Source organism: Clostridium pascui (assembly GCF_016908015.1).
Classification (GTDB): Bacteria; Bacillota; Clostridia; order Clostridiales; family Clostridiaceae; genus Clostridium_AK; species Clostridium_AK pascui.
In genome coordinates, this window is record NZ_JAFBDB010000002.1 from 615,588 (window position 1) to 635,202 (window position 19,615).

Genomic DNA, 19,615 nt, shown 5'->3' on the forward strand with positions numbered 1-19,615 from the left:
TTGAGTATAATAATATTATAAAAATAGATAATTAAATAAAGATCCTGCTGTGTGCGTGGAGTGAGTTAATATTGAGCCAACATATTTTTGAACGGGAATCTAACTCTTTTAGTGGAATGATGCTTAAGCTAAACTTAGTCGTTAATAAATATATTAAGGTTAAGTTTATATACTTGAGAACAAGAAGCAAAAAGGTGATGCCCACCTGCTTAGTCAGGTTCAACAATAACTCACATAACGGCATGGCGGGATTTTTTAGTTTTTTAGAAAATAGGTTCAAGAAGATAGGAAATTTGTGTAGAAAAGGCTTCTAATCTGAGCACAAATTACGTTAAATCTAATTATAAAAATAGAGTTTCGGTTTAATATTAAACCGAAACTCTATTTTTTGTAACTAGGCTTGATATGATGAATGATATTAAAGCGGGTATAACCCAGCTAAATCCTTGTCTAGAAAGCGGAATATATGAAATAAAATTTACTATAGGAGATATAGTAAATCCTATGTTCTTAAGATTATCTAATATACTTATTGCTAAAGTAGTATAAACAGTAGCTTTTAATACAGAATTGTTTCTTACTAATTTGCTCATTAATGTAAGTATAACAAGTACCATTACTATAGGGTATAATATTTGTAAAATAGGTACAGCTAAAGCTACGATTGTATCAACTCCAAGCAGTGATATTAAAATACTTATAACAGATATAATTATAGCGTTAAAGGTATAAGAGACTTTATTATTGAAAAGATCACTAAAATATTTTGCAGCAGATGATGTTAAACCTATAGAAGTAGTTAAACAAGCTAGAGCTACAACAATACTTAAAAATATAATTCCTGTATTACCGAGTACCCTTTGTACTATATCTGTAACTAATTGAGTTTTTGTAATATCTTGTGGAAATATAGAAACGGTTTGACTTCCAAGATATAAAAGTCCACCATAAATTACTCCAAGTCCTATTACTGCTATTATTCCAGCTAATGAGGTTATTTTTATTATGTCAGAAACCTTAGAATATCCTTTAGCTCGTACAGAAGATAATATTATAGATGAAAATATAACTGAGGCTATAGCATCCATAGTTTGATAACCTTCTATTAATGAAGTTGAAAATACATTTTTTACATTTGTATTTACAATAGGTCCGATAGGAGATAATACTCCTTTGGCTATTATTACAAGTAAAATTACAAGTAATAGAGGGGTGAGTAACTTTCCAATATTGTCTATTAGTGATGAAGGTCTTAAAACAAATACTAATGTTATTATAAAATATATAATAATAACAGGAAGCATTCTCACATTTGGAAATAGTGGTAAGACACTTAATTCATAGGTAGTAGCTGCAGTTCTAGGAATAGCAAGCATAGGACCTATGGCAAGTATTATACTTGTAGTAACTATAATAGAAAATACTTTACTAATAGGACTAGATATTTCTTTAAATGTACCATTTATTTTAGCACAAGCAAGAATGCCCATTAACGGAAGTCCTACTCCTGTAATAACAAAGCCTAAAATGGCTGTAAAAAAATCACTACCAACAGTTTTACCTAAATACGGAGGAAATATTAAGTTTCCAGAACCAAAAAACATAGCAAAAAGGGCAAGTCCGATTATTAATGAATCTTTAATAGATTTACTCATATAATTCTCCTTTTCTAAATGATATTAATTATCATAAATTATAAGCATAATTATAGCATATAAATAGTTTAACACGCATTTTTAGTATTATATGAAAATTGGAAAAAATAAATATTTAGATATAAACTAAGCCGGCAAAAATGGATTCATACTTACAAAAAACAACTTTATATACTTAAATTATACATTAAAAACATATATAAAGATACATGTAAATAATATCAGAAAATTTAAGGGAGATACTTGAGTATACTTATTAATATATTATATCTAAAAGAATGCCTAAAGGAAAATGGATTAGAAATAAGTACGTGAATATATTTGTAAAATAATAGGAAGTTGATGAAAAATTGTGAAAAATCAAAAAAAACCGAGTATTTGCTTCCATTTTTTTATAAATCTGCCTTAGAAATATTTAACATTTCCATAAATTGTTGTATAATATATATACAACAATTTATGGAAACGGGGAGATTATATGGAACGTACTTTAGCTTTAATTAAACCAGATGGATTTCAAAGAGGACTTATAGGAGAAATTATATCTTTATATGAAAAAAAAGGATTAAAGGTTACTGCTTTAAAAATGACAAAGCCTGAAATTAATATGGTAGAAGAACATTATATAGAACATAAAGGAAGGCCATATTATAAAAGTTTAATAAAATATATTACAGAAGATAATATTATCGCTATGATATTAGAAGGAGAAAATGCAGTAGAAGTTGTAAGAAAAATAAATGGAGTTACTAATCCTTTGGAAGCAGATCTTGGAAGCATAAGAGGAAGATTTGGATTAAGTAAAGAAAGAAATTTAGTACATGGTTCGGATTCTACAGAAAATGCTTTAAGGGAAATAAATATATGGTTTCCAGAAATAACATTAGAAAGCTATCAATAATTGAGATTTAACTCAAATTTTCGAACTATTTTGAAATATAAGTGATGTATAAATCAGATTAAGAGAGCAAGGAAAGGCGTGTGGTTTATGTTTCGAGTTGAAGAGGAAGTAAAAAAGATAGCAGAAGAAATATTATGTATGCTTGTGGTTGACGGATATAATATAGATATAATGACTAAGGAGGAAGTGGGACAGCTTGTGGACAGGTATCTTCAAGAAATATATGATGATTATTTGAATGATGATAATTATAATGATACTTGCTTTGAAGAAGAAACCTACGATGGATTTGAAAGCTTTTATAAAAATTTTACAACGAAAGTAAAAGGAAAAAATGTACATATTGAAGAATATTTAAATTAAAAATTACATATTTAGCTTAAAATTGATTGAACAAAAATATCAGGTAAACAAAATATGCTTATTTATAAAGAGGTTAAAACATATGAAGGCATTAATAAGTTACAAAACAAATGAACATATAATTTGTTTGAGAGAAGATGGAATAATAATAGAAATACTTAAAAAATTCTTAGACAAATTCTATGAAGGAGAAATTATAAATTTACCAGATAACAAAAAAACTAATATAAATTAAAATTAATTTAAGTACATGTTGACTTATTGAATTGAGATGTTTAATCTAAAACATGAATTAATAGCCAGGTATAAAACTCCTTTTTGTACAAAAAATATGTGTACAGAAAGGAGTTGTTTTTATGTCTAATAATAAAATGAGATGTACTAAAAATAACAAAAAACAAGATGGTCATTTTAAGAAAAAGAATATAAAACATGATCCTCAAGCAGAAAGTGCCAGATCGGTTTTTGAAGATCCAAAAGCATATCCAGAAAATGATTTTTAAAATATATGGTTTGTAAATATTAGGATGAAACTCAACATTAAATTTGCTGAAAAATATGTTTATATTGAAATTTAAGGAGTGATTATAGATGAATGAAAATAAGGAACAATTAAAAGAAAGAGCAAGGCAAATGCTTATAGAGGGAAAAACACATAAAGAAATAAGGACAGAAACTCATTTAAGAGAAAAAGATATAGGAAGAATACAAAGAGAAATCACTAATAGATTCTAATGACTAAAGTTAGTAGTTGGTAGCCAGTAGTTTGCTAAGATTAAATATACGCTACTGGTTGCCTTTATACTGATTGTTAAAAAAAGTCAGTGTATAACTTTTTGTGAACACTTTTAATAAATGTTTCATACTTTATTAGGGTGAGATATTTTAAGAAAGGTGTTAATATATGTTTTATTGTCCATATGAAATATGTGATCCTTATTTTTATAGACAACAACAATTACAACCTAATTCTTTTGTAAGGGTGCTTCATGCTGCACCTGGTGCTCCAATAGTAGACATATATGCTAATGATAATTTAATTATAAAAAGAATTAGATATCAACAATTTACTCCATATTTTCAATTACCAGCAGGTAGATATAATATTAAAATTTATCCAAGTGGTACAAAAATAAATCCTATATTAAATTCTGAGGTAAATATACCATCTAATATGATTTTCACAGTAGCTGCAATTGGAAATTTACCCAATATAGAATTATATGCTGTGCCAGATGTAGCAACTATTAATCAGAGTAAAACTCTTATAAAATTTGTGCACTTATCACCTAATACCCCCAATATTGATATTGCATTATCAAATGGTACAAAGCTTTTTGGCGATATAGGTTATAAAGATACAACAAACTATATTACTGTCAATCCGTCTACTTATACAATACAGGCAAGGCCTACAGGTGCTCAAAATGTAATTCTGACTGTCCCCAACATAAGATTAAAACCAAATAGATCATATACAATTTATATAGTGGGACTTACCGGGGGTGACCCACTGATTCAAGTGCTTATACCACTAGATGGATCTTCCTACATTGGAAGATAACTGATAATTTAGTATCTAAATGGGCTAGTAAGGTTGCGAAGTAATTTATTTATAGTTAATAGGTAAAGAATTCACTATTAACTATAAATTAAAAGTTGCTTCGTAATTTTTATTTTTATATTAATATTAATTACTTTTATTAATATTGATAAAATGCTTCATTTTTTAAAAATGAAAAGTTAAGTATAGAACTAAAGATTAAGTATAAACAATAAAATTTAGAGAAAAATAAATTAGTAGTTTTTCATAAATATATAAGAATCGAGGGAGTGAGATTATGCTAGGGCCAAGGGAAAAACTTCCATTGTTTGTTTATGGGAGTTTATCAGAAGGATTTTATAATCACGATATATATTTAAAGGGAAAGGTTTTAACAAAACATGAAGCTAAAACAAAAGGAAAGTTATTTCATTTGGAGAATAAAGGATATCCAGCAATGATTGATGGTGATGAATGGGTTTATGGAGAATTAATTACTATAGAAGATTATGAAAAAACAGTAGAAGAAATGGATGAAATGGAACATTATTATGGAAAGGATAATAATCAAAATGAGTATAATCGTGTTATATTAGAAGTAGAACTTATAGGTACAAGCGGAAAAGTTAAAGCATATACTTATAAGTATAATGAAGAAAGTGAACATGAACTTAAAAATAGACATGAAGAAGTATCGCATGGAGATTGGAGAAAGTTTATGAAAGACGAATGAAGATAAGAAGAAAACATAATTGAGAGGATAAATTTTTAGATTTATCCTTTTTAGCATTTGTAACATAAATTGGGTTTTTTAAGATTTTAAAAAGATTAAGCTATAGGTACTTGTTAAAATCAATTAAATTGTTATATTATCTGATTTTAATTTTTGTATGATAATTATCTTCGGTACAGTCAAAATACAAAAGAATAGAACTAGAAAGGGGTCTAGTCTATCCTTTATACATTATAGGGGGCGGGGACAATTTATTTTATATCTTAATTATATCCATGCTTTTAAATCTTAAACATAATTTATAAAAATATCAATGAGAAAATTTACATCGCTGAATAGGTAAGAATTAAATCTGAACTGTAGGTAAAACTATAAAAAAATATCTTTTTTACAAATAAAATTTAACCATAGAAAGGAGTAATTAAAATGGTTAACAAACGCAGTTTTACTCAAAAGCAAATGGCATCACTTGGAATTAGAAAAAATGAAAGGGGAGATTACGAATATATAAATTCTGAAGATAAGAATAAGTCAAAATATAAAGAAATAAGGAAAGAAAATAAATAAGAAATATAAGCAGCAAGAAAATATTATAAAATTGAATAATTAAGGAGGGCTATAAATATGATTCCACAGAAAATGAAAGAAGTATTAAAATATGAAGGGGTAGTTGCTATTGCAACACAAGGAGAAGGTAAGGCGCATTTAGTAAATAATTGGAATAGTTACATACAAGTTATTGATGATAAAAAGGTATTATTTCCTGTTGGTTTTATGAATGAAACTGAAGCTAATATAGAGAAAAATAATAAAGTTGAAGTTACAATAGGAAGCAGGGAAGTTCAAGGATTTCAAGGCCAAGGCACAGGGTTTTTAATTAATGGAACCATGTGCTTTATAAAGGAAGGTAAAGAATTTGATTTAATTAAACAAAAGTATCCATGGGCAAGGGCAGCAGGAGAAATAAAAATTAATTCTATAAAACAAACTTTATAACATCGTAAATCAGTAGTGTAATGAAAGATATGGTTATTAATAATGAGGAAGGTATTGTTTATATAGAATAAAAAGCACTTTAGATTAAATCTAAAGTGCTTTTTATGGTGCCGAAGGCGGGAATCGAACCCGCACGGTATTGCTACCTCCGGATTTTGAGTCCGGCGCGTCTGCCAGTTCCACCACTTCGGCATATCGTATATCAATAATACCATATATAGGGTTATAAGTCAAGAATATTTAATGATAAGTTTATACAAAGGTTTATTTATATAATTAGGCAAATATTTTTAGCTTTAGTTATTTAATATATAAACAATCATATTCATTAAATAGAAAGAAATGATATTTATCGTAAAAAGGAAATTGATAATGAGGTATGGAATATATTTAATATTAAAGATTATGTTGAGGTTAGATTAATACATTAAGGTGAAAAAATTGCCTAAGAAGACTTTAAAGCTATAGAAGATTATACTATAGGAGGAGTATGTTATGAGTAGATTGCTAAAAACTATAATTGAAAACAATAAAAATTATACTAAAGACGGGGAAGTAGCATCTTATATACCAGAGCTTGCTAAAGCAAACAGGGATGCTTTAGGGATATATATATGTAATATTGATGGAGAAGAGGAATTTGCAGGAGATTTTGAAACAAAATTTACTATGCAAAGTATTTCAAAGATAATATCTCTTATGGTTGCTATTTTGGACAATGGTGCTGATTATGTTTTTTCAAAGGTAGGAGTAGATTCTACTTCAGATGCATTTAATTCGATAGTAAATTTAGAAATAAAAAACTCACATAAACCATTAAATCCAATGATAAATGCAGGAGCTATTGATACTGTAGGGTTAATAGAAGGGAAAAATTCAGATGAAGTTTTTAATAAAATATTGAAGTTTACAAGAATGATAACTAATAATGCTGATATTACAATAAATGAGGAGGTTTATAAATCAGAAAAAATAACTGGTAATAGAAATAGATCTCTTGCATATTTTATGAAAAGTACAGGAGTTATAACAAAAGATGTAGAGGAAATTCTAGATGTATATTTTAAACAATGTTCAATGGAAGTGACTTGCAGGGATATTGCTAGGATAGGAGCAATGCTTGGAAATGATGGGGTAATGCCATGGAATGGTAAAAGAGCTATTCCAAGACATGTTGCTAAAATAATAAAAACAATTATGGTAACCTGTGGTATGTATGATGGTTCTGGAGATTTTGCAGTTAATGTAGGGGTGCCAGCAAAGTCAGGAGTAGGTGGCGGAATACTTGCTGCTGTTCCAGGAAGAATGGGAATAGGGGTTATAGGGCCTTCATTGGATATTAAGGGGAACAGTATAGCGGGAATAAAGGTTTTAGAAGATTTATCGAGGGAACTTGATTTAAGTATATTTTAAGAAATTGCCTAAGGGCAATTTTTTTGTGGGTGATTTTTTGGCTAAAAATGTGTAAACTATATATAGTTACCAAAGTAAATTTTAGGAGAGATAATTATGTTGAGATTTTTAGATGCTGGGGAATCCCACGGAAAGATGATTTTAGCTATAATAGATGGAATTCCATCCAATTTTGATGTTGATATAGATTTTATAAATAGTGAACTTAAAAGAAGACAGTACGGATATGGACGTGGAGAAAGAATGAACTTTGAGGATGATAAAATAGAAATTATCACAGGGCTTAGAGGGGATAAAACTACGGGAAATCCAATAACTTTAGCCGTATATAATAAAGACTATGAAAATTGGAAACATATATTAGAGGTTAAAGCGGGGCCTGAGGATAGAATAACTGTGCCAAGGCCTGGGCATGGAGATATGGTTGGGTATTTTAAATATGGCACAGGAGATATAAGAGATGTTATTGAAAGAACCTCAGCTAGAGAAACCACTATAAGAACTGCTGTTGGAGCAATGTGTAAACTTATATTAAAGAGTATTGGAATAGAAGTTAGAAGTGTTGTACATAGCATAGGAAACTTCCATGAAGAAGAAATTGATTTGTTTGACGATAATATATATGAGAAAATAGAAAAAAGCCCAGTTAGATGTTACAATGAAGAAATGTCAAAAAACTTTATGAAAAAGATAGACATATGTAAAGAGCAGGGAGAAACTATAGGAGGAAGTGTGAAGATTTCTGTAAAAGGAGTACCTCTAGGGATTGGAAGTTATACTCAATGGGACAGAAAACTAGATGCTATATTAAGCTATGCGATTATGTCTCTCCAAGGGGTAAAGGCAATAGAATTTGGAAATGGACTAGATTTAAGCCGTAGAGGAAGTAATTTTAATGATGAAATATATTATGATGGCAATAATATAAAAAGATATTCAAATAATTCAGGAGGAATAGAAGCAGGAGTTTCCAATGGAGAAAATATAGAAGCTAAGGTATTTATAAAACCTATTCCTTCTGTAAAAAAGGATTTAAGAACCATAGACCTTAGAAAAAGAAAAAATACTGAAACTAGATATGAGAGATCGGATGTGTGCGCAGTAGTACCGGCTTCAATAGTTCTTGAAAATATAGTAGCCTTTGAAATTTTAAAGGAAATTTTAAATAAATTTCCGGCAGATGAATTTTATGAGCTTAAAAGAAGTATAAATTTTTATAGAGAAACCGTATATTTAAGGTAGATAGCTAATAATTACAATCACAAATGTTATTAAGATATTGGATAGAGATTAGTGATTTAAAAATAAGGGAGATGAACTAATTGAACAAAGAAAAACTGATAATTTTAGATGGAAATAGTCTTATGAATAGAGCTTTTTATGCATTACCACTGCTTACGAATAGAGAAGGCATTCATACAAATGCTGTGTATGGATTTACAAATATGCTTTTAAAAATGAAAGAGGAAATAGAGCCAAATTACATAGTATGTACCTTTGATAAAGCTGCTCCTACCTTTAGACATAATGAATATAAAGAGTATAAAGCAGGAAGAAAAAAGATGCCATCAGAGCTTGCAGAGCAATTTCCTATAGTGAAAGAACTTTTAAGTAAATTTGATATAAATATATTTGAAATAGAAGGATTTGAAGCGGATGATTTAATAGGAACGTTATCTTGTAAGGCGGAAGAACAAGGGATTGAGGTTTATATTGTTACAGGAGATAGGGATGCACTTCAGTTAGCAAGTGATAACATAAAAGTGGTTTTGACTAAAAAAGGAATTACAGAAAAAGAGATATATGATGCAAATAGAATGGTTGAGGAATATGGTGTTACCCCTAAGCAATTTATAGATGTAAAAGGGCTTATGGGAGACGCCTCTGATAATATCCCTGGAGTTCCTGGTGTTGGAGAAAAAACTGCTTATAAGCTTATTAAGGAATATGGCAGCATAGAAAGTGTACTAAATAATATTGAAAATATAAGTGGGAAAAAGATTAAGGAATCTCTTATAGAAAATAGTGAGCAGGCTATATTTAGTAAAAAACTTGCTACAATAATGTGTAATGTTCCAATTGAAATAGATTTAGATTCTATAAAATCCAATGAAAATTATGATGCAGAAGCTATAAGAAAGATGTTCTTGGATTTGGAGTTTAAATCATTGCTAGATAAAATATATTATGAACAAAAGGAAGAAAATAAAATACTTGAGGAAGAAACAATTGAATTTAACGTAATACATAATAATGATCAATTAAAAAATCTTATAAACAATATAAACGATAATAAGGAAAAAGAAATATTATTTTTATTATTTAATACAGAAAATGAAAGTACTTATTCCTTAGTAAACATAAAAGATATATACATAAATTTTTTAGGTAAAAACTATGCTATAAATATAGAAAGTTTACAGGATAAAGAAGAGTTTTTAAAAGATTTTAAATATATTTTAGAATCAGGGGATATTAAAAAAGTATCTTATGATGTAAAGGCTCCTTATGTGGTTTTAAATAAATGGGGAGTAGATTTTAAAAATGTAATATTTGATATTAAGATAGCAGCCTATTTAATCGAGCCTTCAAGAAGTGACTATAATTTAAATATTTTAATTCCTCACTACTTAAAGCGTGAAATAAGAGCAGAGGGAGAAGAAAAATTCATAAGACAAGTTTCAGCTTTAAAGGATTTATACGAAGAAATAAGAGACGAAATAAAGTCACTAGATATGGATATGCTTTATTATGAAGTAGAGTTACCGCTAGTTAAAGTACTCTCTTTTATGGAACAAGAAGGATTTAAAGTTGACAGAGAAATGCTTCAACAAATAGGAGAAAAATTTCAGATAGAAATAGATAAAATGCAAAAGGAAATTTATGCTCTGGCTGATGAAGAATTTAATATAAATTCACCAAAGCAGCTTGGAAAAATACTATTTGAAAAACTTGATTTACCTGTAATAAAGAAAACAAAAACGGGCTATTCTACTAATGCAGAAGTTTTAGAAGCACTTAACGACAAACACCCTGTTATAGAAAAAATAACATATTATAGACAGCTTACAAAGCTTTATTCAACTTATGTGGAAGGACTTAAAAATGTGATTGATACCGATGAGAAAATACATTCAACATTTAATCAAACAGTAACTACTACAGGAAGGCTTTCAAGTACAGAACCAAACCTTCAAAATATACCTATTAAATATGAAATGGGTAAGGAGATAAGAAAGGTATTTGTAGCAGAAGATAAGAGTTCACTATTGTTATCTGCGGATTACTCTCAAATAGAACTAAGAGTACTTGCTCATATTTCAGAAGATGAAAATTTAATTGATGCTTTTAAACATCATGATGATATCCACACAAAAACTGCTTCAGAAGTATTTAACGTACCATTAGATGAAGTAACATCTACCATGAGGAGTAATGCTAAAGCTGTAAACTTTGGAATAGTATATGGTATAGGAGACTTTAGTTTAGCCCAGGATTTAAAAATTTCTAGAAAAGAAGCAAAAGCATATATAGATGCTTATTTTGATAGATATCCTAAGGTAAAAGAGTATATGGATAAAACTATACAGCAGGCTCATAGGGAAATGTATGTAACAACTATATTAAATAGAAGAAGACATATTCCTGAAATAGCAGACTCTAAAAAAATGATAAAGGCACTAGGAGAAAGGCTAGCGATGAATACTCCTATACAGGGAAGTGCTGCAGATATTATAAAAATGGCTATGGTTAAGGTATATAATAGCCTTAAAGAAAATAAATTAAAGAGTAAGCTGATTTTACAGGTACACGATGAACTTATATTAAATGTAGAAAAAAGTGAATTAGAACAGGTAAGGGAAATTGTAAAAAATTCCATGGAAAATGTAATGCCTCTTAATGTGCCATTAGAAGTAGATATTCATGAAGGAGAAAGCTGGTATGATGCAAAGTAGAGAACTGAATGAAGATGGGAAGAATATCAGATTATATAGTTTTTACCAGTTGAAAACAGAGTGCTTAAGAAGGTATAATGGCAATATGCTAAGAATTGGGTTAACTGGAGGGATTGGTAGTGGAAAAACTACCATATCTTCCTTATTAAAAGAAAAGGGTATACCTATAGTTGATGCAGATATTATAGCACGAGAGGTTTTAAAGGAATATCCCATAATTATTCAAACTATTAAAGAAAAATTTGGATCGGAATTTATAGATAAAAATGGAGAACTAATTAGAAGAAAATTTGGGAACTTTATATTTAAAAACCCACTAAAAAGGTTAGAGTACGAAAAAATTATAATTCCATATATAAAAAAAGAAATATTTGATCAAATGAATCAATATGAAAAGCTGGGAGAGATGGCATGTGTAGTAGATGCACCAACTCTTATAGAGCAGGGACTTAATGAATGTATGGATTTTAATATATTAGTTTGGGTAGATAGGGAGACTCAAATTGAAAGAGTTAAGGAAAGAGATAAATTAAAATATGAAGAAATTTTGGACAGAATTAACTCGCAAATGTCATTAAACGAAAAAAGAAAAATGGTAGATTTTATTATAGATAATACCTTTACTATAGAAGAAACTAAAAAACAAGTTGAAAAGCTTGTTAGAGTGATAAAATCGGGGGTGTAAGTTTTTTGAAAAAAGTCATAAAAATCATCTTAGTAATAGTTGTAGCATTTTATTTGTTTAAAGTTCCATCTATAGTGAGAAGATTTTATCCATTAAAGTACTCTGAAAGTATATATAAATATGCAGATAAATATAAAGTGGATCCATATCTAATAGCTGCAATTATAAGGACAGAAAGCAGTTTTAATCCAGGGGCTGTTTCTTCAAAGGGTGCACAAGGATTGATGCAAATCATGCCTGAAACCGGAGAGTGGATTTCCATGAAAATGGATATAAAGGATCATAGCGAAGAAAAACTTTTTATACCAGATTATAATATAAATATGGGATGTTGGTATATAAGTGATCTTATTAAGCAGTTTGATAATTTTGATTTAGCATTAGCTTCGTATAATGGGGGTAAGGGAAATGTACAAAAATGGCTAAAGGACACTAGATATTCAAAGGATGGAGAAACTTTAAGTTATATTCCATTTAAAGAAACAGATAAGTACGTGAAAAAGGTTAAGGTAAGTTATAATATTTATAAGTTTTTATATGGAAGATAAAATTTAATCTATGCCACTTGACTGTTAACAGTGATGTTGATATAATGAAAATGCATAATTAATAATGATTTGCAGATGTGGTGGAACGGCAGACACGCTATCTTGAGGGGGTAGTGTCCACAGGGCGTGCGGGTTCAAATCCCGCCATCTGCACCAAATATGATTTAAGACTACCTACTAGATAGGTAGTTTTTTTGCATTTCCTATTTAAATTTGTTGTACTCAGTAGTATAATAAATGAGGTGAGTTTATACTATTAATTTTATCGAAGAAGGGTTGCAAAATTTATGAAAAAATTTAAAGATAGCTTAAAAAGGATTTTTAAAATCTACAAAAGGGATATAAAAAATATAACTACAAATTATGTGGCAATAATTATAATAATTGGAATAACTGTACTACCGTCTCTTTATGCGTGGTTTAATATTAAAGCTTCTTGGGATCCTTATTCAAATACAAAAAATCTTTCTGTAGCAGTGGTGAATTTGGACAAGGGTACTGAATTTAGAAACGTGAAAATTAATGTTGGAAATGAAGTGATAAATAAATTAAAAAGTAATCAGAATATAGGATGGAAATTTGTAAATGAAAATGAAGCTGAAAATGGTGTAAAAAGTGGAAAGTATTATGCCACTATAACAATTACAAAGGATTTTTCAAAGAACTTGCTTTCTATTGTAACTGAAAAAAGTCCTAAAAAATCTGAACTAATTTATACAGTTAATGAAAAAGTAAATGCTATAGCTCCTAAAATCACTGGAAAGGGAGCAAGTAGTTTACAAGAAGAAGTTACAAAAACATTTATTAAAACAGCTAGTGATACAATCTTATCTATGAGTAATCAACTTGGAGTTACATTAGAAAATAATAAGCCTCAACTAAAGAAACTTGCAGATAGTATTATTGAAATAGATAATAGAATGCCTGAAATTGCAAAACACATAGATAATGCTTATTCAGGATCATTAGTTTTTAAAGAGTATATGGAAAAGGTTCAGGGCAATACAAAAAATATATCTGATACATTAAATAAAACTATTAATATTGCTAAAACAGGAGATGAAGCTTTAGGAAAATCAATAAATATCATGGATAATATATCTCCAGCTATTAAGTCAGATTTAACTCTTTTAAAAGACACAACAAATTCCGCTAAAACACTTTTAAATTCAGCATATGGCTTTCAAAATAATAGTGGAAGTTTGAGAAGGATTTTAGATAATGTAAGTGATATATATTCAGATGGAATAAAGAAACTTAATTCACAAATAAATCGCCTAAATTCACTAGATAAAAAACTTAATAGTGTTGATACAATTATAACAAAAAATGGTAGTAAAATTATAAGAAAATTTGTTAGTAATCTTTCAGCTATTAAAAGTGAAATGTCAGGACAAAGGAAAGTTATTAACTCTATAATCACAACGATAGACGAAGGAAATGAGGTTTTACCTGAGAGCATACGCGCAGCAATTCAAGGTGCTGATGATATTATGGATTTTACAGATGAAATTATTAACACTTTTGATACTGAAACTGAACCTGCAATTAATGATTCTCTAAAGGATCTTCAAGGTATATCTAGTAATGGCATTGCTATGCTTGAAAATTTTCAAGATAATATTCCTTTAATTGATAGTTTACTTCAACTAGCCAGCGATGGAGTAGCCATGGGAAGTGACAGATTGAAGGAAATAAAAGAGGAGTTTCCTGGGATTCAAAATGATATGCATGAAAGAGCTGAAAAATTACGAGGATTAAGTGATGATGAAAAAATTAATGAGGTCATAAATATATTAAAGAGAGATGCAAAGGCAGAAAGTGAGTTTTTAGCAAATCCTATAGAGATGAAGGAGAATAAGCTTTTCGCAATACCTAATTATGGTTCAGCTATGGCTCCGTTTTATACAGTGCTTGCTTTATGGGTAGGGGGACTTATTGCGCTTGCTTTACTATCGGTAGAGGTAAATAGTTTTGAGGATGGATTAGAAATATCTCCAACCCAAGAGTTTTTAGGAAGATATCTTACATTTGTAACAATTGGAATTATGCAAGCGTTAGTAGTGACCCTAGGTAATTTATACTTGCTTAAAACTTATGTTATAGCACCACTTCCGTATATAGTGTTTGGAGTATATACAAGTATTATATTTATGATGATTATATACACATTGGTTTCTGTATTTGGGAATGTGGGTAAAGCTATAGCCATGGTAGTTATGGTATTACAAGTCGCAGCATCAGGAGGCACGTTTCCAATACAGCTAACTTCCCCATTCTTTCAAAGTATAAACCCTATGCTGCCTTTTACTTATGCTATAGGAGGCATGAGAGAAACTGTAGGGGGAATTTTGAAGGAGTTATTAATTTTCAATATATATAAATTATCTATATATTTTGTTATATCTTTAGTGATTGGAATATTCTTAAAGGAAAAGGTAAACAAAATAATGAAAAAGTTCATCTTAAAATTCAAAGAAAGTGGACTTGCAGAACATTAAAAGGAAATTGCGACGTTTTTAATGCTCTGGGCTTTATAAAATTTTCATCTAGGAAGACGTTCATTTCGCTAAAAACGGCTAATATTTATAAATTAAAAATTCCTAATCCTCCTAAACTCGCTGTCGCTCAGACAGTAGGAGGTTCTTAACGAAATTCCTTGAGTTAGTAAGCCTGAAGGATATTTTTAATGTTGAACACAAGTATGGGATTTGCATTGTAGAAAGCATTGAGCAAGCAATTAAAAGCTCTTTATTTCTAATTTTAAGGCGCCGTATAGAGCCTTCTATTGGTTGAGCTGTAGGCGAGTTTAGAAGACTTAGGTGCCTTAAAAGGAAGAAATATTAGAGCTTTTTTGTGTAGCGAACGGTTGCATAATTTATAGAAATCTATGATTTAGTTATAAATTAGCACATCTCAGTGTGCTGAGATGTTTCATTAATTATGCAAATTCCATACGACCTGTTAAACATTAAAAATGTGTCGTCTTATTTCTAAAAGTTGTAACTAATTTTTAACTTTTGCATATATATATAATGATGAGAAATTTATTTTAGGGGGAAATATGCAATATAATTGTCCTTACGTATGCTATTGTGGAATGCCTATGTCTAACATGCCAGAAGAAATTGATAGAGATGAAGATGATGAAAAGCTAAAGGGAATGTATCCTGAGCTTTATAATCAAGTTATGCCTATGATAAAGTATCATTGTAATGTTATGGAATATAAATATGGTAAGGAATATTGTCCATCCAAGGACTGGGTTAAAAAAGTTTGCGATGACATAATGGATAAATGCCATATAAAAGATGATGATAATGATAATAATTTAAACGATTATAGAAGCCCTAATGGAATATGGTGGGGGCCAAGATCTTTACTTGAAATACTTTTACTTAGCGAACTTCGTGGAAGAAGAAGACGTAGAAGAAGACGAAGGGGAAGAAGACGTAGAAGAGATCGTGATTGGAGAGATTGGGATTAGTAAGTTTAATGGCTGCTTTTTAGCAGTCATTTTTATTTTAAATCAATAGTTAAAAGTAAATTAAATTTTATAAGTAATATACAAGGAGATTTAAATTATATGTAGAATAATTTAATAATGAAATGCCTGGAATGAATTTAACCATGCTGATTTGTAATAAAATCATGTAGGAAATGGGGTGAGGGTAATGTTAGGTATAAATTTAATTATAGATAATATGACTATTTTGAGTATACAAAAAGAGGATGTGATATATGTAGGTGATTATTTAAAAAATCAATGCATATCACAGAATGAAGAATTAGAAATAAGTGATATTTATGAAAAGTTTTTAGAGTATTATGTAAGTGAAAATGAGTTCTTTTTGAAGATAAATGATAAAGAAACTGACGAAATTTTAGGAATCATAAAAGGTAGAGTTGAGTTTAAAAATCCTCATGAAGCATGGATATGGTCTATTTCTTTAAATAAGTCTATAAGAAGTAAGGGAATAGGAAGCATAATTTTAAAAAAATTGAGTATTTATTTAAAAGAAGAGTATGGAGTAAGAGATTTTTATACACGAATTATAAAAGAGGATGGTTCTAAGTTTAAATTTTGGACTAAAAATGGATATGAAGTTATAAGAGTTTCCGAAGAACTTTATAACACAAATGATAAAAAAACCAGTGTGTTTATATTAAAAAAATCCTTAGGGAGGTATAATAATGGACAAATTTATGCAATGGAGAAATGAAAATTTAATAGAAAGAACTATTGAAAATTTAAAACGAAATAATATGGAAGCAGTTTTAGTGCAGGATGAAGTAGAACTAATTGAAAAGTTAAAAGAGTTAATAAAAGAGGGATCTGTAGTATCTGTTGGGGGGTCTGAGACTTTATTGGAAACGGGAGTAATAGATTATCTAAGAAGCGGTAAATTTACATTTTTAGATAGATACAATCCTAATTTGACAGTCGATGGAAGAAAGGAACTTAATAAAAAAGCTTTTGGTGCTGATACTTATTTATGTAGTTCTAATGCTCTGACTGAGAATGGAGAACTATTTAATGTGGATGGAAATGGCAATAGGGTAGCAGCTATGCTTTTCGGACCAGATCAAGTTATTGTAGTATGCGGTGTAAATAAAATAGTAAAAGACTTAAAGGAAGCAGAAGAGAGAGTAAAGAAAATTGCAGCGCCTGTAAATGCAAAAAAATTAAATAAAAATACCCCCTGCGCAAAAGTTGGATATTGTATGGATTGTAATAGTGATGATAGAATTTGTTGCGATTATGTAGTAATGAAAAAACAAAGAAATGATAGAATAAAGGTTATCATATTAAACAAAGACTTAGGATATTAAAAAATTAAACGAAATATACTGATAATTTTAAAAAAGGTGTTAACTTTTATTGACTAAGTATTAACAAATCATGTATAATAAAACAAGGAAATATATGAAACAAACTCAAACTAATCATTTCGATAAAATCATATATAAAAATACTCATGAAAATCAAGAAAATATAAACTATACAAACAAGCTGAATCCCGGAAAATATCTGGGTACGGAGGAACCAATGTATTGGGGTTAATCTTAATATGCTATTAAATATATTAAGTAGGGTTACCTTTACCCGAACCCGTCAGCTAACTTCGGAGGCAAAGAAAGGCGGATAATAAATGAATAACAAAAGACAAAGCATAGTGATAAGTGTAATTTTCTTCTTATCATTGACATTTCTAGGAGCGCTAAAAAATAATAGTGTACAAGCTGATTCGGTAAATTTAACTTCTAAAAATTTAGCTGTTCGTGCAGCAACAGTTAACAGGAATAAAGTTATAGTAGTACCTAAAAAAGAAACTGTAAATCCAACTGTTAAAGCAACAGCCAAAAAAGCTACTGTAAGCAGAGGCTCAAATGGAAGAGTAGATGTAGTGTCTTATGCATATAAATTTATGGGAAAACCATATGTTTGGGGTGCAGCTGGCCCATCAGCTTTTGATTGTTCAGGGTTCACTTTGTATGTATATAGAGCATTTGGCGTGAATTTAGGCCATTATACAGGAACTCAATTTTCTACAGGACAAGCTGTATCTAAAGAAAATTTATTACCAGGAGATTTGGTGTTTTTTAATACAGATTCCTCGATTTCACATGTTGGAATATATGTAGGTGAAGGACAATTCATTCATGCATCATCAGGAAGTGGTAAAGTTATCGTAAGCAGTCTTTCAGGAAGTTATTATGATTCCAGATATGCAGGAGCTAGAAGAGTACTTCAATAAATGATAGATAATAAGTAATGATTAATATATAAAGTCAGTTTTTAACTGACTTTTATTTCATTTAGGAGCAATATATTATAAATTAGTAGTAAGTTTAGTACTAAATGATTAGGAAGTTAAATTTTAATATTAATGATAGAATCTCTTAATCATAATTTTAAGTAAAGTGTAATATTATTATATAGGTAACATATGAGGAAAATTTATATATAATTTTTATAATAAGGTGGAGGATATTTTAGCATGGTTTCAATGTATTGAATACTTAAGAGGGAGTGGTGAATATAAAGTATACAAGATATGATTTAAAGAAAAAAAGAAAAGATAATGTTATTTTTTTGATTATACTTATAATGATACTTATACTTTCATTCTTAATAGGAAGTATATTCTTCAAATTATTTATTAAGAATTCCTCCATAATAAAAACACAAGGAAAGGTTACAGAAACTAAAGTTAATGATAAAAATATAAATAATAAGGGTAAAGCACCTAAGGAATCCATAGTAAGTAGTAATAGCTTTATTTATGTGGCAATACAGGGCGGAATGTTTGGGAATGACACTGGCGTAGAAAAAACTAGAAGTCAATTAAGCGCTTATGGAAACCCATTTGTTATAAATGATGATAAATATAAGAGGGTTTTTCTAGGTATATATACAGAGGATGCTGCAAAAGTTGTAATAAACACTTTAAATACTAATAAAATATCAAATTCAACTATGAAGTTTGAAATAAAGGTAAATAATTTATGTGATATGGAAATAAGTGAAATATTAAATGGATATATACAAGTCCTTGGGAAACTATCTGAAAAGAATGTAAAGGCAATACAAACTCAAGACTTTAAGAATTGGTGTAAATCCCTAGAAGTAGTAAACCAAGAAAGCCCCAATATTAAAACATTAAATGAATTAAAGGATAAAGTGGCAAAATTGCCAAATGAATTAAGCAATGATAAAACAGCAGAAAATTATACATTTATCTATTCTATACTTCAAAAAATGAAATAAAAATGCGAAGCGTTTTTAAATTAATAATCTCTAATCTTCAACTGCTAGAA

General features: G+C 29.1%; 21 protein-coding genes, 2 tRNA genes, 1 other RNA gene and 1 riboswitch. Of the genes, 22 read left to right on the forward strand and 2 right to left on the reverse strand.

Annotated features, from left to right (window positions below; all coding sequences use genetic code 11):
• The first annotated feature begins 38 nt into the window (after positions 1 to 38).
• Positions 39 to 256, forward strand: a non-coding RNA gene (gene ssrS / locus JOC70_RS07995) — 6S RNA.
• Between the two features lie 112 nt (positions 257 to 368).
• Here the strand turns inward: ssrS and brnQ are convergent.
• A complete protein-coding gene (gene brnQ, locus JOC70_RS08000; RefSeq protein WP_204598348.1) occupies positions 369 to 1,655 on the reverse strand; it encodes a branched-chain amino acid transport system II carrier protein in 1,287 nt (428 codons plus the stop codon).
• 478 nt (positions 1,656 to 2,133) lie between these two features.
• On the opposite strand from brnQ, the gene ndk reads away from it, so the two are divergent.
• The 9 genes from ndk (at position 2,134) to JOC70_RS08045 (ending at position 6,191) form a co-directional block, all read left to right on the forward strand.
• Positions 2,134 to 2,556, forward strand: a complete 423-nt coding sequence (gene ndk, locus JOC70_RS08005) for a nucleoside-diphosphate kinase (protein ID WP_204598349.1) — start codon at positions 2,134 to 2,136, stop codon at positions 2,554 to 2,556.
• Positions 2,557 to 2,643: 87 nt separating this feature from the next.
• A complete protein-coding gene (locus JOC70_RS08010) occupies positions 2,644 to 2,919 on the forward strand; it encodes a hypothetical protein (protein ID WP_204598350.1) in 276 nt (91 codons plus the stop codon).
• Between the two features lie 82 nt (positions 2,920 to 3,001).
• Positions 3,002 to 3,154: a hypothetical protein gene (locus JOC70_RS08015; protein ID WP_204598351.1), complete on the forward strand. Its 153-nt coding sequence runs from the start codon at positions 3,002 to 3,004 to the stop codon at positions 3,152 to 3,154.
• Positions 3,155 to 3,275: 121 nt separating this feature from the next.
• The gene (locus tag JOC70_RS08020) at positions 3,276 to 3,422 is read left to right on the forward strand and encodes a CPC_1213 family protein (protein ID WP_204598352.1); all 147 of its coding nucleotides are present in this window, start codon (positions 3,276 to 3,278) and stop codon (positions 3,420 to 3,422) included.
• Between the two features lie 88 nt (positions 3,423 to 3,510).
• On the forward strand, positions 3,511 to 3,654 hold the full coding sequence (locus JOC70_RS08025; RefSeq protein ID WP_204598353.1) for a hypothetical protein: 144 nt from the start codon (positions 3,511 to 3,513) through the stop codon (positions 3,652 to 3,654).
• Positions 3,655 to 3,823: 169 nt separating this feature from the next.
• The gene (locus JOC70_RS08030) at positions 3,824 to 4,483 is read left to right on the forward strand and encodes a DUF4397 domain-containing protein (RefSeq protein WP_204598354.1); all 660 of its coding nucleotides are present in this window, start codon (positions 3,824 to 3,826) and stop codon (positions 4,481 to 4,483) included.
• A gap of 277 nt (positions 4,484 to 4,760) precedes the next feature.
• Positions 4,761 to 5,195 carry a gamma-glutamylcyclotransferase family protein gene (locus JOC70_RS08035; RefSeq protein ID WP_204598355.1) on the forward strand — a complete coding sequence of 145 codons (435 nt, stop codon included), beginning with the start codon at positions 4,761 to 4,763 and terminating at the stop codon, positions 5,193 to 5,195.
• Positions 5,196 to 5,621: 426 nt separating this feature from the next.
• Entirely contained in the window at positions 5,622 to 5,762 is a 141-nt protein-coding gene (locus JOC70_RS08040) for a hypothetical protein (protein WP_204598356.1), read from the forward strand.
• Between the two features lie 57 nt (positions 5,763 to 5,819).
• Entirely contained in the window at positions 5,820 to 6,191 is a 372-nt protein-coding gene (locus tag JOC70_RS08045) for a pyridoxamine 5'-phosphate oxidase family protein (protein WP_204598357.1), read from the forward strand.
• Between the two features lie 105 nt (positions 6,192 to 6,296).
• Here the strand turns inward: JOC70_RS08045 and JOC70_RS08050 are convergent.
• A tRNA-Leu gene (locus JOC70_RS08050) sits at positions 6,297 to 6,383 on the reverse strand.
• A gap of 303 nt (positions 6,384 to 6,686) precedes the next feature.
• Here JOC70_RS08050 and glsA point away from each other — a divergent pair.
• The 12 genes from glsA (at position 6,687) to JOC70_RS08110 (ending at position 19,565) form a co-directional block, all read left to right on the forward strand.
• Positions 6,687 to 7,604, forward strand: coding sequence for a glutaminase A (glsA, locus tag JOC70_RS08055; RefSeq protein ID WP_204598358.1), 918 nt, complete (start codon positions 6,687 to 6,689; stop codon positions 7,602 to 7,604).
• A gap of 96 nt (positions 7,605 to 7,700) precedes the next feature.
• The gene (gene aroC / locus JOC70_RS08060) at positions 7,701 to 8,846 is read left to right on the forward strand and encodes a chorismate synthase (protein ID WP_204598359.1); all 1,146 of its coding nucleotides are present in this window, start codon (positions 7,701 to 7,703) and stop codon (positions 8,844 to 8,846) included.
• Between the two features lie 80 nt (positions 8,847 to 8,926).
• Complete coding sequence (gene polA / locus JOC70_RS08065) at positions 8,927 to 11,560, forward strand: DNA polymerase I (protein WP_204598360.1); 2,634 nt, start codon at positions 8,927 to 8,929, stop codon at positions 11,558 to 11,560.
• Positions 11,561 to 11,645: 85 nt separating this feature from the next.
• Positions 11,646 to 12,245 (forward strand): dephospho-CoA kinase, encoded by a 600-nt coding sequence (gene coaE, locus JOC70_RS08070; protein ID WP_204598513.1) that lies wholly within the window; start codon positions 11,646 to 11,648, stop codon positions 12,243 to 12,245.
• 5 nt (positions 12,246 to 12,250) lie between these two features.
• Positions 12,251 to 12,793: a lytic transglycosylase domain-containing protein gene (locus tag JOC70_RS08075; protein WP_207755252.1), complete on the forward strand. Its 543-nt coding sequence runs from the start codon at positions 12,251 to 12,253 to the stop codon at positions 12,791 to 12,793.
• A gap of 71 nt (positions 12,794 to 12,864) precedes the next feature.
• Positions 12,865 to 12,949: transfer RNA gene (locus tag JOC70_RS08080), tRNA-Leu, on the forward strand.
• Between the two features lie 131 nt (positions 12,950 to 13,080).
• Complete coding sequence (locus tag JOC70_RS08085) at positions 13,081 to 15,294, forward strand: YhgE/Pip domain-containing protein (RefSeq protein WP_204598361.1); 2,214 nt, start codon at positions 13,081 to 13,083, stop codon at positions 15,292 to 15,294.
• Positions 15,295 to 15,857: 563 nt separating this feature from the next.
• Positions 15,858 to 16,280: a hypothetical protein gene (locus JOC70_RS08090; protein WP_204598362.1), complete on the forward strand. Its 423-nt coding sequence runs from the start codon at positions 15,858 to 15,860 to the stop codon at positions 16,278 to 16,280.
• Between the two features lie 187 nt (positions 16,281 to 16,467).
• Entirely contained in the window at positions 16,468 to 17,016 is a 549-nt protein-coding gene (locus JOC70_RS08095; RefSeq protein ID WP_204598363.1) for a GNAT family N-acetyltransferase, read from the forward strand.
• Positions 16,988 to 17,626, forward strand: a complete 639-nt coding sequence (locus JOC70_RS08100) for a lactate utilization protein (protein WP_204598364.1) — start codon at positions 16,988 to 16,990, stop codon at positions 17,624 to 17,626. The genes JOC70_RS08095 and JOC70_RS08100 overlap by 29 nt, the downstream gene beginning before the upstream one ends.
• Positions 17,627 to 17,795: 169 nt before the next feature.
• Positions 17,796 to 17,943, forward strand: a riboswitch (cyclic di-AMP (ydaO/yuaA leader).
• Positions 17,944 to 17,946: 3 nt separating this feature from the next.
• Positions 17,947 to 18,552: a C40 family peptidase gene (locus JOC70_RS08105; RefSeq protein WP_204598365.1), complete on the forward strand. Its 606-nt coding sequence runs from the start codon at positions 17,947 to 17,949 to the stop codon at positions 18,550 to 18,552.
• 278 nt (positions 18,553 to 18,830) lie between these two features.
• The gene (locus JOC70_RS08110; RefSeq protein WP_204598366.1) at positions 18,831 to 19,565 is read left to right on the forward strand and encodes a hypothetical protein; all 735 of its coding nucleotides are present in this window, start codon (positions 18,831 to 18,833) and stop codon (positions 19,563 to 19,565) included.
• Positions 19,566 to 19,615 lie beyond the last annotated feature (50 nt).

What these genes read in the sequence shown, in the direction of transcription:
- JOC70_RS08105 (WP_204598365.1), top strand. Translation starts at nt 17,947, where the DNA reads ATGAATAACAAAAGACAAAGCATAGTGATAAGTGTAATTTTCTTCTTA.
- JOC70_RS08045 (WP_204598357.1), top strand. Translation starts at nt 5,820, where the DNA reads ATGATTCCACAGAAAATGAAAGAAGTATTAAAATATGAAGGGGTAGTT.
- JOC70_RS08035 (WP_204598355.1), top strand. Translation starts at nt 4,761, where the DNA reads ATGCTAGGGCCAAGGGAAAAACTTCCATTGTTTGTTTATGGGAGTTTA.
- JOC70_RS08085 (WP_204598361.1), top strand. Translation starts at nt 13,081, where the DNA reads ATGAAAAAATTTAAAGATAGCTTAAAAAGGATTTTTAAAATCTACAAA.
- JOC70_RS08020 (WP_204598352.1), top strand. Translation starts at nt 3,276, where the DNA reads ATGTCTAATAATAAAATGAGATGTACTAAAAATAACAAAAAACAAGAT.
- JOC70_RS08025 (WP_204598353.1), top strand. Translation starts at nt 3,511, where the DNA reads ATGAATGAAAATAAGGAACAATTAAAAGAAAGAGCAAGGCAAATGCTT.
- ndk (WP_204598349.1), top strand. Translation starts at nt 2,134, where the DNA reads ATGGAACGTACTTTAGCTTTAATTAAACCAGATGGATTTCAAAGAGGA.
- glsA (WP_204598358.1), top strand. Translation starts at nt 6,687, where the DNA reads ATGAGTAGATTGCTAAAAACTATAATTGAAAACAATAAAAATTATACT.
- JOC70_RS08095 (WP_204598363.1), top strand. Translation starts at nt 16,468, where the DNA reads ATGTTAGGTATAAATTTAATTATAGATAATATGACTATTTTGAGTATA.
- JOC70_RS08090 (WP_204598362.1), top strand. Translation starts at nt 15,858, where the DNA reads ATGCAATATAATTGTCCTTACGTATGCTATTGTGGAATGCCTATGTCT.
- coaE (WP_204598513.1), top strand. Translation starts at nt 11,646, where the DNA reads ATGCTAAGAATTGGGTTAACTGGAGGGATTGGTAGTGGAAAAACTACC.
- JOC70_RS08040 (WP_204598356.1), top strand. Translation starts at nt 5,622, where the DNA reads ATGGTTAACAAACGCAGTTTTACTCAAAAGCAAATGGCATCACTTGGA.
- JOC70_RS08030 (WP_204598354.1), top strand. Translation starts at nt 3,824, where the DNA reads ATGTTTTATTGTCCATATGAAATATGTGATCCTTATTTTTATAGACAA.
- brnQ (WP_204598348.1), bottom strand. Translation starts at nt 1,655, where the DNA reads ATGAGTAAATCTATTAAAGATTCATTAATAATCGGACTTGCCCTTTTT.
- aroC (WP_204598359.1), top strand. Translation starts at nt 7,701, where the DNA reads ATGTTGAGATTTTTAGATGCTGGGGAATCCCACGGAAAGATGATTTTA.
- JOC70_RS08015 (WP_204598351.1), top strand. Translation starts at nt 3,002, where the DNA reads ATGAAGGCATTAATAAGTTACAAAACAAATGAACATATAATTTGTTTG.
- JOC70_RS08100 (WP_204598364.1), top strand. Translation starts at nt 16,988, where the DNA reads ATGGACAAATTTATGCAATGGAGAAATGAAAATTTAATAGAAAGAACT.
- JOC70_RS08010 (WP_204598350.1), top strand. Translation starts at nt 2,644, where the DNA reads ATGTTTCGAGTTGAAGAGGAAGTAAAAAAGATAGCAGAAGAAATATTA.